Annotated in this window: 10 protein-coding genes; 5 read left to right on the forward strand and 5 right to left on the reverse strand. The window is 73.3% G+C overall.

The window, feature by feature from the left end; all coding sequences use genetic code 11:
• Positions 1-90: 90 nt before the first annotated feature.
• Complete coding sequence (rsgA, locus tag ACRWND_RS01155) at positions 91-1212, forward strand: ribosome small subunit-dependent GTPase A (protein ID WP_431944842.1); 1122 nt, start codon at positions 91-93, stop codon at positions 1210-1212.
• A gap of 42 nt (positions 1213-1254) precedes the next feature.
• Here rsgA and ACRWND_RS01160 read toward each other — a convergent pair whose 3' ends face one another.
• On the reverse strand, positions 1255-1386 hold the full coding sequence (locus ACRWND_RS01160) for a hypothetical protein (protein WP_431944844.1): 132 nt from the start codon (positions 1384-1386) through the stop codon (positions 1255-1257).
• 335 nt (positions 1387-1721) lie between these two features.
• Between ACRWND_RS01160 and ACRWND_RS01165 the strand changes: the two genes are divergently transcribed.
• Positions 1722-3173, forward strand: a complete 1452-nt coding sequence (locus tag ACRWND_RS01165) for a protein phosphatase 2C domain-containing protein (RefSeq protein WP_431944846.1) — start codon at positions 1722-1724, stop codon at positions 3171-3173.
• On the opposite strand, the gene ACRWND_RS01170 is transcribed toward ACRWND_RS01165, so the two are convergent.
• Entirely contained in the window at positions 3131-6310 is a 3180-nt protein-coding gene (locus tag ACRWND_RS01170; protein ID WP_431944848.1) for an alpha-mannosidase, read from the reverse strand. The two genes, ACRWND_RS01165 and ACRWND_RS01170, sit on opposite strands and share 43 nt — an antisense overlap.
• Before the next feature lie 90 nt (positions 6311-6400).
• Between ACRWND_RS01170 and ACRWND_RS01175 the strand changes: the two genes are divergently transcribed.
• The gene (locus ACRWND_RS01175; RefSeq protein WP_431944850.1) at positions 6401-7816 is read left to right on the forward strand and encodes a glycoside hydrolase family 47 protein; all 1416 of its coding nucleotides are present in this window, start codon (positions 6401-6403) and stop codon (positions 7814-7816) included.
• Positions 7817-7841: 25 nt separating this feature from the next.
• Here the strand turns inward: ACRWND_RS01175 and ACRWND_RS01180 are convergent, their stop codons facing one another.
• Both ACRWND_RS01180 and ACRWND_RS01185 read right to left on the reverse strand, forming a co-directional pair.
• Positions 7842-8336 carry an OsmC family protein gene (locus ACRWND_RS01180; protein WP_431944852.1) on the reverse strand — a complete coding sequence of 165 codons (495 nt, stop codon included), beginning with the start codon at positions 8334-8336 and terminating at the stop codon, positions 7842-7844.
• Positions 8337-8338: 2 nt separating this feature from the next.
• Positions 8339-8992: a GntR family transcriptional regulator gene (locus ACRWND_RS01185; RefSeq protein ID WP_431944854.1), complete on the reverse strand. Its 654-nt coding sequence runs from the start codon at positions 8990-8992 to the stop codon at positions 8339-8341.
• A gap of 346 nt (positions 8993-9338) precedes the next feature.
• Here ACRWND_RS01185 and ACRWND_RS01190 point away from each other — a divergent pair, with 346 nt between their 5' ends.
• Positions 9339-9698, forward strand: a complete 360-nt coding sequence (locus ACRWND_RS01190; RefSeq protein ID WP_431945077.1) for an ATP-binding protein — start codon at positions 9339-9341, stop codon at positions 9696-9698.
• A gap of 173 nt (positions 9699-9871) precedes the next feature.
• Here ACRWND_RS01190 and ACRWND_RS01195 read toward each other — a convergent pair whose 3' ends face one another.
• The gene (locus ACRWND_RS01195) at positions 9872-10906 is read right to left on the reverse strand and encodes a DUF2637 domain-containing protein (protein ID WP_431944856.1); all 1035 of its coding nucleotides are present in this window, start codon (positions 10904-10906) and stop codon (positions 9872-9874) included.
• Positions 10907-11266: 360 nt separating this feature from the next.
• Between ACRWND_RS01195 and ACRWND_RS01200 the strand changes: the two genes are divergently transcribed.
• Positions 11267-12064, forward strand: a complete 798-nt coding sequence (locus ACRWND_RS01200) for a GntR family transcriptional regulator (protein WP_431944858.1) — start codon at positions 11267-11269, stop codon at positions 12062-12064.
• Positions 12065-12066 lie beyond the last annotated feature (2 nt).

Raw genomic sequence — 12066 nt, forward strand, 5'->3', positions numbered from 1 at the left:
CACCTCAGCGGTCGCCGGCTGACCCGGCCCGTCGCCAAGCATCCGACGGCACAGCACCACGCGACCGCCCTCCCGAAGGGCTCTCCTCCGTTGACCAACGGATCCGTCCCGCAGCCGTTCACCGCGCTCACCGCCTACGGCTGGGACTCGGCACACGACATCGACTTCGCCGTCCACGCGGAGCGGGGACTCACACCCGGCCGCATCGTCCGGGTCGACCGCGGGCTGTGCGACGTCGTCCTCCCCGACGGCGAGCACGGTCTGAAGGCCGTACGCGCCGACACCGAAGACGTCTTCACCCGCGATCCCCTGCGGATCGCCTGCACCGGCGACTGGGTCGCCGTCGACGAGGCCCCGGCCGGCGGCCCCGCGGTACGCGCGCTGCTGCCGCGCCGCACCACCTTCGTCCGCTCCACCTCCTCCAAGCGCTCGGAGGGACAGGTCCTCGCGGCCAACGTCGATCTGGCGGTCATCGCCGTGTCGATCGCCGCGGAACTCGACCTCGGGCGCCTCGAACGCTTCGTGTCCCTGGCGTGGACCAGTGGTGCGCAGCCGCTGGTCGTCCTCACCAAGGCCGACCTCGTCGACGATCCCGCTCCTCTGGCGGACGACGCCCGCGGCGCGGCGCCCGGCGTGGAGGTCCTCGTCGTCAGCGCCGCCACCGGCGAGGGGGTGCCGGAGGTGGCGCAGGCGCTGGGCGGCATCACGTCCGTGCTGCTCGGGCAGTCGGGGGCGGGCAAGTCCACGCTCACCAACGCACTTCTGGGCCGCGAGGTCCAGGAGGTGCAGGCCATCCGAGACAGCGACGGCAAGGGCCGGCACACCACGACCACGCGCGACCTGCTGCCGCTGCCCGGCGGCGGGGTGATCATCGACACCCCTGGGCTGCGCGGGGTCGGACTGTGGGACGCCGACGCCGGTCTCACCCAGACCTTCTCCGACATCGAGGCACTGGCCGGCGCATGCCGCTTCCACGACTGCTCGCACGACTCCGAGCCCGGGTGCGCGGTCCTCGCCGCCCTGGAGGACGGCACGCTGACCCACCGCCGGCTGGACAGCTACCGCAAGCTGCTCCGTGAGAACGCGTGGATCGCCTCCCGCACCGACGCGCGGCTGCGCGCCGAGATCCGGCGCGAGTGGAAGACGCGCTCCGCCGCGGGGCGCGAGATGTACGAGCGCAAGCGCGGCGGCGGTCACCGCAAGGTGTACTGACCGGACCCGGCCCGGCCCCCTCGCAGGGTGCCGGGCCGGCGGTCATCCGGGTCCGTTGTGGCGCTCGCCGCCACGGCGCAGGGTCAGCGGGCTGCCCTCGTGCCAGAAGGTGTAGACGATGCTGCCGAGGCCGAGCGCGACGATGACGACGCCGAGGACGATCGAATAGACCATGGCTCCTCCAGCCCGTTCGAGGCGCGTTTCACCGCGCCTTCACCTTCGATGTTCGAACGTGACCTTCCCTCGGCCGTGCCCTCTCACACGCCTGGTGGAACAACTCGCATGTACGTGCGCCGAGTTGTCCGTATGTGCGGCGCGCGCCGACTCGGGGCGCCCCTCGGCGGCGGCGTACCCGGCGTACCCGTACGGCAGTGCTGCTCAGGGCCCTGTCCTGGCAGGGTGTCCCTGCTGGATCGTCCGACGTGCGGCCCGAGGAGGGGCTCGTACGTCGGACCGTTCGTGTGCCCGAACCCTGTTCCGACGCGCAGCCGCCGGTGGACACTGGGGGCATGAGCCAGCAGGGGGAGACGGGCCGCCGCCAGGAGGACGAGTGGTGGCGGCAGTTGTACGGGCAGCCGGACTCCGTCGGCCGGGAGGTCGGCGACACGCTCGACGACCGCTACAGCTCGGCGCTCTCCGCCCTCGGCGAAGGGGGCGACAGCGAAGCTGCCGACGGCGAAGTGACGGAGGCCGAGGGGTCGGACGGCCGCGACGCGGTGCCGCGGCAGGCCGACCCGTGGCCGACGGATCGGACGGCGGCCCCGGGCGGCCCATCCCGCGGCGGCCCCGGCGGCACCGACACGGACGACGCGGGCTCGCCCGACACTCTGCGGCTGCGTCGCCCGGTCCCGCCGCCGGGAACCGTCCCACCCGCCGCGCGCCCCTGGCAGCACCAGGGCCCGCCCCACCCGCGGACAGCGGCCGAACAGGCCCCGCAACCGCCCGCGCTGCCCCCGGGCTGGGTCCCGGCCGCAGGGTCCGCCGCGGATCCCCGGAGGCCCGCGGCACCCCCTGGCCCTCCAAAACCCCCAGGACCCCTGCCGCCAGAGATCCCCGCCGCCGCGTCCGCCCCGGCAGCCGGGCCTGATCAGGCCCGCCCCGAGGCGCCCTACCTCGGCGACGGCTCGGCCACATACGACCCCGAGCCCACGGCCTGGCCTGAGGCGCACCCGGACGCACTCGACGACCTCGTCCCGGACACCGAACTCGACGGCGCCCGCTACGGACTGCTGACACTTCGTACGGCCTCGGTGCGCGGCGCCACCGCCCGCCTGCGGGGCGAGCCGCGCCGCGACGCCGTGCTGACCGCACGCTTCGGCGACGGCGACGACGCTCTCCTGCTGGTCGCCGTCGCCACCGGGCCGCGCGACTCGGCCACCGCCCACCGCGCCGCCCACGACGTCTGCAGGTGGATGGCGGCAGCGGTGGGCCGCAGCCGGGCCCGGCTCGGCGAGGACATCCGCTCCTCTCGCCGGGGCTCCCTGAAGTCCGGGCTGCACCGGCTCACCGACCGCTGCCGCGGACGGCTGCGGGCCCGCGGACAGGAACTGGGTCTGGACCCGGCCGAGTACACCGCCACCCTGCGCTGCCTCCTCCTGCCCGCCGACCCCGACTGCCGCATCCGGCTCTTCTTCGGGACTGGCGACGGCGGGCTCTACCGCATCCGCGGCGGGGAGTGGCAGGACCTCGACCCCTGGCAACCGGAGGACCCCGAGTCGGGAGACGGCCCTGCCGTACGCTTCCGCTTCCGCGCCACAGTGGCCCGCCCCGGCGACACCCTGCTGCTGTGCAGCGGCGGCCTGGCCGGGCCGCTGCGCGGCGAGCCCGCCCTCGCCGCCCACCTGACGCAGCGGTGGGGCGCCGCCGAGCCCCCGGGCCTTGAGGCCTTCCTCGGCGACACCCGGACCAGGGTCGAGGGCTACGACGGCGACCGCACGGCGGTCGCCGTCTGGGACGACTGACGCGGCCCGGGAGTCAACCGCAGCGTCAGGATCTGGAACGGGCGCAGCGTGACGGCCACCGCGCGGCCCTCGCGTGCGGCTTCCTCCAGCGGGCGCTCCAGCAGGTCGGTGACCCGGGCGCCGGCGAGCGGGAATTCCGTGGTGAGCGTGCCCGAGGCGCGGTCGCCCCGCGACTCGTACAGGCGCACCACCACGTCGCCGGAGCGGTCGTCGGCGAGCTTGACCGACTCCACGGTGACGGCCGGGTGCGAGACCCGCAGCAGCGGTTGCCGCGACGCCAGTGACCGCGCCTGCCGCAGCGGCAGGTTGAGGGCGAGCCCCTCCGCGACCGCGTCGCCCACCGTCGCGCCGGGCAGCAGGGCGTAGCGGAAGCGGTGGGCGCCCTGGTCGGTGTGCGGATCGGGGCTGTGCGGAGCGCGCAGCAGGGTGAGCCGGACGGTGGTGTCGGTGCCGGAGCGTCCCGCGTCGTGGCCGTACGTGGAGTCGTTGAGCAGCGCGACCCCGTAGCCGGGCTCGCCGACGTGCAGCCAGCGGTGGGCGCAGATCTCGAACCGGGCCGCGTCCCAGCCGGTGTTGGCGTGGGTGGGGCGGTGCACATGCCCGAACTGGATCTCGGCGGTGGAGCGCTCGGCGAGCACGTCCAGCGGGAAGGACGCCTTCAGCACCTTCTCCGACTCGTGCCAGTCGACCTCCGTCAGCACGTCCAGACGGCGGCTGCCGGCGGTCAGCCGCAGCTCCTGTACGATCCGGCTGCCGCCGAAGGTGCGCACGATCCGGACGGCGGCCCGCAGCGGCCCCTCCTCCACCAGCTCCACGGACTCCGCCGAGGTAAGGTCGGTGTGCTTGCGCCGGTAGTGGCAGTCGATGTCCCAGGCGTCCCACCGGGTGGGGTGGTCGGGGTGCAACTGCAGCAGGTTGCCCCGCGCCCCCCGAGCCAGCACCTCCCGGCCGGCGCTCAGGTCCCGGACCGAGGCCAGCAGACCGTCGCGGTCGACGGCGACCCGAAGCAGGCCGTTGCCGAGCACGAGACAGCCGTCCTCGCGCATCGCGCCCACCGGCTCCACGGCGGTGTCCGCCCCTCCCTCGACGGCCGCGCAGCCCAGCGCCGGCACACTGACGGCCACCGCCGCCCGGCCGTCGCCCAGAAGCTGCGCGTCGCCGCCCTGCGGCAGGGCGCCCGCCGCGGCGGCGTCCAGCTCGACCACCTCCTGCCGCGCGTACGGCGAGGCGTTGAGCACGAAGGGAGAACCCTGACCACCGCCGGCGCCCAGTGCCCGCACCGCCGCCGCGACAAGCTCCTCCAGTTCCTCCCGCACCTGCGCGTAGGTGTCGCGTGCCTCGCGGTGCACCCAGGCGATGGAACTGCCCGGCAGGATGTCGTGGAACTGGTGCAGCAGCACCGTCTTCCAGATCCGGTCCAGCTCCTCGTACGGATAGGCGTACGAGGACGAGCCGTCCAGCGCGGCCGTCGCGCACCACAACTCGGCCTCGCGCAGCAGGTGCTCACTGCGCCGGTTGCCCTGCTTGGTCTTGGCCTGCGTGGTGTACGTCGCCCGGTGCAGCTCCAGGTAGAGCTCACCGGACCACACCGGGGCCCGTTCGCCGTACTCGGTCTCTGCGGCCGTGAAGAAGGCGGCCGGCTTCTCGATGTCCACCCGGGGCGCACCCTCCAGACTGCGCAGTCGGCGCGCCTTCTCCAGCATCTCCCGGGTCGGACCGCCGCCGCCGTCGCCCCAGCCGAACGGCACCAGGGAGCGGGTGGCGCGCCCCTTCTCGGCGAAGTTGCGCACCGCGTGGGCCAGTTCGCGGCCGGAGAGCTGCGAGTTGTAGGTGTCGACGGGCGGGAAGTGCGTGAACACGCGCGTGCCGTCGATGCCCTCCCACCAGAACGTGTGGTGCGGCATCTTGTTGGACTGGTTCCAGGACAGCTTCTGGGTGAGGAACCAGCGGACCCCCGCGAGCTTCGCCAGCTGCGGGAAGGCCGCGGTGTAGCCGAAGGAGTCCGGCAGCCAGATCTCCTCCGTCTCCACCCCCAGCTCGTCGAGGAAGAAGCGCTTGCCGTGGACGAGCTGGCGGGCCAGCGCCTCGCCGCCGGGCATGTTGGCGTCGGACTCCACCCACATGGAGCCGACGGGCGCCCAGTTACCCGTCCTGACGGCCTGCTGGATGCGCTGCCAGACCACCGGCTGGTGCTCCTTGACCCAGGCGTACTGCTGGGCCTGCGAGCAGGAGAAGACCAGCTCGGGGTAGTCGCGGGCGAGCGCCGTGACGTTCGCGAAGGTGCGGGACGCCTTGCGGACGGTCTCCCGCAGTGGCCACAGCCACGCCGAGTCGATGTGGGCGTGGCCGGTCGCCGAGACGCGGTGCGCGCTGGCGTGCGCCGGCCGGGACAGCACTTCGGCCAGGGCGCGACGGGCGTCCGCGGCGGTGCCGTGAACGTCGTGCAGGTCGAGCGCGTCCAGGGCGTCCTCCAGCGCCCGCAGGATCTCGTGGCGGCGCGGATCGTGGAACTCCAGCTCGTGCATCAGGCCCTCGAGGACCTCCACGTCCAGCTCCAGGTGCCAGACCTCCTCGTCCAGGACGGCCAATTCGGCGGTGTCGAAGCGGTAGAGCGGGGCGGACCCGGCCGTCAGCACGTCGCCCAGCGGTGTCGGCCGCCAGTCCCGCAGCACGGCGGGGTTGGCCGCGGCCTCCAGCAGCAGGCTCACCCGCTCGCCCCCGGCGGCCGGACGAGCCACCGGCACGTGGCGGTTGAGCGGATGGACGCCCTTGACCGGTACGCCCTCGGCGTCGTACACCATGCCCTCGGCCACGAACCCCGGGCCGTTCTCGCCGAACCCCGGGTCGATCACGGCCTCGACCCGGCGGCCCGCCCAAGCCGCCGGCACCGTGCCCTCCAGCCGGAACCAGCTGGTCGACCACGGCGGCCCCCAGGGGGTGCCCACGGAGAACGGCTCGAACTCTCCGTCCGACCACGCCTTCAGCGCCTCGGCGACCGGCAGGGGATCTTCCCGCCGGTCCTCCACATGCCACGCCGACATGACCAGGGGCACCCGGTCGGCGTAGCGGGCGGGCCGGACGAACTGGTCCATGGCCCTGGTCAGACGGCCCTCGACCAGCAGTCGGTCGTCGTGCATCTCAGCTCCTCGCGTCGGCTCACCGGATGGATTCCCCGTCAATGCGGCGGTGTCCCGTAACGCCCGGAAGGCGGACGGGGTTTTCGGGGCATGAGAAACATCGCGCGTCCCCGCGGACTCTCCCGGCGCAGATTCCTCGGTACCGCAGCCCGGCTCGCCCCTCTCGCCGCCGTCCCCTCTCTGTCCCTGCCCGGCACCGCGGCGGCCTCCGCCGACCCGTACGCGGCACTCGCCCGCGCGTCCGTCGCCGAGTTCCGCACCGCATGGGACGCCTACCGCAGACTCGCCTGGGGACGCGACGAGTTGCGGCCGCTGACCGGCACCGGTTCGGACTTCTTCATCCCCGGCAGCACCCTCGGCCTGACGATCGTCGAGGCGCTGGACACCCTCTACCTGATGGAACTGGACGAGGAGCTGGACGCTGCCGTCCGGTGGGTGCGCGACGACCTCGTGCTCGAACAGGACGCTCCCGTGCAGGTCTTCGAGGCGATCATCCGCCTGGTCGGCGGACTCCTGTCGGGGCACCTCGCCACCAAGGACCCGGTGCTGCTCGACCGCGCCCGCGAACTGGCGGACCGGCTGCTCCCAGCTTTCACGCGGTCGCCCACCGGGGCCCCCTACCGCTATGTGAACCTGTCCACCGGAGCGGTCTCCGGCAAGGAGAACCACCTCGCGGAGATCGGCACCTGCATCACCGAGTTCGGCGAGCTGTCCCGGCTCACCGGGAACCGGAAGTACTACAACGCGGCGAAGCGGGCCCTGCTCGCCGTCTACGACCACCGCTCGCGGCTGAACCTGCTCGGCACCAGCATGAACGTCGAGACGGGCGCGTGGACCGGCACCACCGCCACCCTCGACCCGCCCGTCGACTCCTTCTACGAGTACCTCTGGGACGGCTGGGAGCTGTACGGCGACAAGGACCTGCGCACCTGGTACACCACGCTCACCGCGGGTGTGCTCAGGCACCTTTCCGAGCGCCGCTCGGGACGGCTCTGGTTCCGTCAGGCGGACATGCGCACGGGCGCCGCCACCGGGCACGCACAGTCCGAACTGACCTCCTTCTACGCCGGACTGCTCGCCCAGAGCGGACACATCGCCGAGGGCGAGGCTTACCACAACAGCTGGACCGCCGTCCTGCGCTCCTTCCGTCTGCCGCCCGAGAGCCTGGACTACCGCGGCATGCGCGCCCTGGATCCCTCCTATCCGCTGCGCCCGGAGTACGTGGACTCCTGCTTCTTCCTGTGGCTGGTCACGGGCAAGGAGATCTACCGGCAGCGGGCCGCCGAGATGTTCCGGCGGCAGAGGCGGTACTGCAAGGTGGCCAACGGTTACACCGTCGTCCGGGACGTGACCGCCCGTCCCATGAAGCTGGGCGACCTGACCCCGGGCTACTGGTTCAGCGAGAACGCGAAGTACTACTACCTGCTGTTCGCTCGAGCGCGCCGCTTCGACTACCGCTCCAACTACCTCACCACCGAGGGCAACGTCCTGCGGGGCCTGCTCTGACCGGCGCCCGCTCCACGAGGGGAGGTCAGCCGTCCGAGGCGACGGCGACCTCTGCCTCATGGCGCACGGGGAAGTTGACCGAGCCGGCGATGAAGCACAGCCGGTGGGCTTCGGAGTGCAGTTCGACAGCGGCGTCCACCATGGTGGCGGAGGACACCTCCACCCGAGGCCGCAGCAGGACACCCGTGAAGTGCCCGCCGCCGTCGCCGGTCTCCTCCATAGTTCCCTCCGCCCGGTCGGTGTAGCCGGTGACCACCACGCCTGCGGCGGTGCACACGTGCAGATACGACAGCATGTGGCACTGCGACAGCGCGGCGAGCAGCAGCTGCTCGGGATTCCACCGGGCCCGGTCGCCGCGGAAGGCGGGGTCGGAGCTGCCGGGTATCGGGGGAACGGGCAGGCCGGGAGCGGTGAGCTCGTGCTCCCGCCCGTAAGCGCGATACGCACTGGTGCCCGAGCCCCGGTTCCCCGTCCAGACGACTTCGGTGGTGTAGGTGTGGCGCTTGCTGATGTCCGGCACGGTCAACCCTCCTTGTTCGTCTCGTCCCGCTCATGGGCGGCACAGGTGTCCCTGACGTGCTCACGGGCGGCCGCGTGAGCCTCGTCGGCGCGGCCGGCGGCGATCGCCGCCAGCAGCCGGCGGTGCTGCGCGGCGATGTGGCCGCGGCGCTCCGGCGCAGCCGGCGACCGCCGTGTGGAGATATGGATCTGGTCCCACAGCCGCTCGAGCGACCCGGCGGCCACCGGGTTCGCCGAGAGTGTGGCGATCCGGGTGTGGAAGCACCGGTTGTGCCGGGCGGCGTCGACCGGCCGGCCGTCGTCCGCGGCCTCCTCCGCGTCCGCCACGAGTCGCTCCAGGGCGGTCAGTTCGGCGGGCGCTATCTCACCACGCCGCTGCCGCTCGGCGGCCAGCTCCGCCGTCAGCCCCTCCAACGCGCCCCGCACCTCGTACGCGTGCCGCAGCGCCTGCGGCCCCAGGTCGACGACGCTCACCCCGCGCCCCGTGGCCCGCACCAGCCCGTCGGAGACCAGCGCCCGCAACGCCTCGCGCACCGGGGTGCGGCTCATGGCCAGCACCGCCGCGGCCTCGAGCTCGGTCAGGCGCTGGCCGGGGGCGTACACCCCCTCAAGGATCATTTCCCGTAGCCGCGAGTGCGCGGCGTCTGTCTGCTGCACCCCAGCAGTGTATCCATTGCATGCAGTGCATGCAATGGAGGGACGGGACGATCCGTCGTCAGTACATGACTGAGCGTGGCTGCGACGGGGCATGCATTGCGCGTCGATGTTCGACCCCGAAAGGGCGTCAGCGGCCGGAGCGGAGCCGATGGAACGTCAGCCTGTCCAGTCCTCACGGCACTCACAGCCTTCGAAGACAGTCCAGCCGGTTCAGCCGGTCCAGCCAGCCCACCCCGTTCACCCCGCCCTGCCTGTCCCGCCTGCTCCACGTGTCCCACGTGACGGCCCGGAGACCGAAGGGCCCGACGGGGTTCGCCGACTGCACCGCCCCCTTCGGCCCGCCGATCTGCCGGCCGTCGGCGACGTCCGCAGGATGCTGCGCGAGGCGTTACGGCGCTGGGGCGTACCCGCCCTGGCCGGTACCGCCGAACTCCTCACCACCGAACTCGTCACCAACGCCCTGTGCCACACCGACCGCGGCGCCGTTCTCACCGTGACGTTGCAGTCCGGCAGCGGCAGCCGACTCACGGTCGAGGTGCGCGACTTCACGACCCGCCACCCTCGGCTGCGCGCCCCCTCCGAGCGCCGCACCTCCGGGCGCGGACTGCAGCTCGTCCAGTCGCTCGCCGACGCCTGGGGAGTCCGCCCCGACGGCGACGGCACAGGGAAGATCGTCTGGTTCGCACTCGACGCCGGGGTCGCTTGAACCGCCGGCGAACGGCCGCCGCACCACCTTCCCGCGGCCGCGCGCCACGACCGGCCGCCGCTCCAAGGGAGGACACGGCCGTCCCCCCAAGGGCACGGCCGTCGAGCCGCCATACCGAGTGTCCCGCGAGGCGCCGACACCCCGGCCGGGAATCCGGACCGGGGCACGTGCTGTCAGCCGTACTGGCGCTCCAGGTCGGCGAGCTTGCGCTCCAGTGAGTCCAGCTTGGGGAGAGCCGTGGTGTCGTCCTCGGCGGTGAGGTCGATGGTCGCGCGGGTCTCCTCACGCACGGGCGACAGGGCGGGACGGGATCGCCGCGGCAGTCCCGCCTTGTCCGCTTCTATGGCGGGCTCCGCGCCGGCCTGGCTACCGGCCGCTGCCGAGGAGGGGAGTTCGTACTTGCTGCCGCCGCGGTTCCAGATGCGGTGCTGCCGGTTGATCGCCTTGATGCGGGCGCGCTCCAGGCGCTCGTGCTCGCGGCGGCGCAGGCCCTCCTGCTCCTTGCGGGCGCGGTCCTCGCGGACCTCCTCGACGGCTTCGTCCAGAGTGCGGACGCCCTCGAGGAGCATCAGCGACCAGGCGCCGTACGTCTCGCGGGGCGCACGCAGCCAGCGGACCATGCGGATCTGCGGGAGCGGCCGCGGGATCAACCCCTGCTCGCGCAGGGCTGCCCGGCGGGTCTGCTTGAGGGCGCGGTCGAAGAGCACGGCCGCGGACAGCGACATGCCCGCGAAGAACTCCGGGGCGCCGGCGTGGCCGCCTCCCCGGGGCGCGTGCACCCAGTTGAACCAGGCCGCCGCGCCGGCGAACAGCCACACCAGCAGCCGCGAGCCCAGCGCCGCGTCACCGTGGCTGGCCTCGCGGACGGCGAGGACCGAGCAGAACATGGCGGCGCCGTCCAGCCCGAAGGGCACCAGGTACTCCCAGCCGCCGGACAGGCCGAGGTTCTGCCGGCCGAAGCCGACCAGGCCGTGGAAGGAGAGCGCCGCTGCGACCGAGGCGCACCCGAAGAGCAGGACGTAGGAGGCCGTGCCGTAGACGGCCTCCTTCTTGCGGCGCCGTTCTTCCGCGCGCTCCCAGGAATCGGCCTGGCCCGCGTCCGCCTTGCGGGCCTTGCGGTTGTGCAGGAGCACCGCCGCGGCGGCGAGGACCAGCAGACCCGCGGCGCCCGGGAGCGCCCAGTCCAGCGTTATGTCCGTAAGTCTCATCGTGTGATTCCTTGCGTCGCGGTACCGTCGCGCTCGGGCCGCGAAACGGCGTCAGCGCGCCATATTGGCGAAGGCGTGGCGGGTGTGACGCGGTTTCAGGTCAAGACGACTCAAAAGAGGTTCGGCGTGGTGGTGAGATCACCGAAATGCTCGAACCGGTCCTCGGGTATGGAACATGTGAGCGGGACGCGTGCCGCGGCCAGACCTACCGCGGCCCGAGACACGGCCGGTCCCGGACGATGGGGAGGCCGGGCCGTCCCCCGGGCGCGCGAGGCCGGTCGCTCAGCGTGTTGCAATAGAGGGCGGCGTAGCCACCCCCGGGTAGTGCGCCGGCGCACACGACTGCCCCAAGGAGGCCCTGTGGACCACGCCCCTCGCGCCCCGCGGCGCCCCGCGGCGCCCGGGTCGCCCCCTGGCGGCGACGAGCGGGTCCGGGGCGCCCACCCGCACGCCGAGCCCGGTGCCGAGAGCGACCCGGACCGCGCCGGAGGATTCCCCCGGCCGCGCCGGCTGCCCGAGCGGCAGACCGTACGCGACCAGGTGCTGGGCGCTCTGCGCGGCGCCCTGCTCAGTGGCGAGCTGTGCCCCGGGGCCGTGTACTCCGCGCCCGCGCTGGCCGAGCGCTTCGGGGTCTCGGCCACCCCGGTGCGCGAGGCGATGCAACTGCTGGCCCGTGAGGGCGCGGTGGAGGCCATGCCGAACAAGGGTTTCAGGGTGGCCGAGCGCAGCAGCCGGGACATGGCCGAGCTCGCCGAGGTGCGCGCGCTGCTGGAGGTCCCCGTCGTCCTGCGCATGGCGCGCACCCTCCCGGCGGCCCGCTGGGAGCAGCTGCGCCCGCTCGCCGACGCCACGGTGGCCGCCGCGGCCCAGGGCGACCGCGCCGTCTACGCAGAGTCGGACCGGGCCTTCCACCGCGCCCTGCTGGAGCTCTCCGGCAACCGGCAGCTCGTCGCCGTGGCGGACGAGCTGCACCGCAGGGCGCAGTGGCCGGTCACCGAGGACCACGGGTGCGCCCGACCCGGCGCGGCTCCCGCGCGCGGCACCAGCGCCCGCCTGGTCACCGACGCCACACAGCACGCGGCGCTGCTGGAGGCACTGGCCGGCGGGGACCTCGCGGCCGTCGAGTCACTGGTGCGCGGGCACGTCTGCGGGACGTGAGG

The organism is Actinacidiphila sp. bgisy167 (assembly GCF_965342175.1).
Classification (GTDB): domain Bacteria; phylum Actinomycetota; class Actinomycetes; order Streptomycetales; family Streptomycetaceae; genus Actinacidiphila.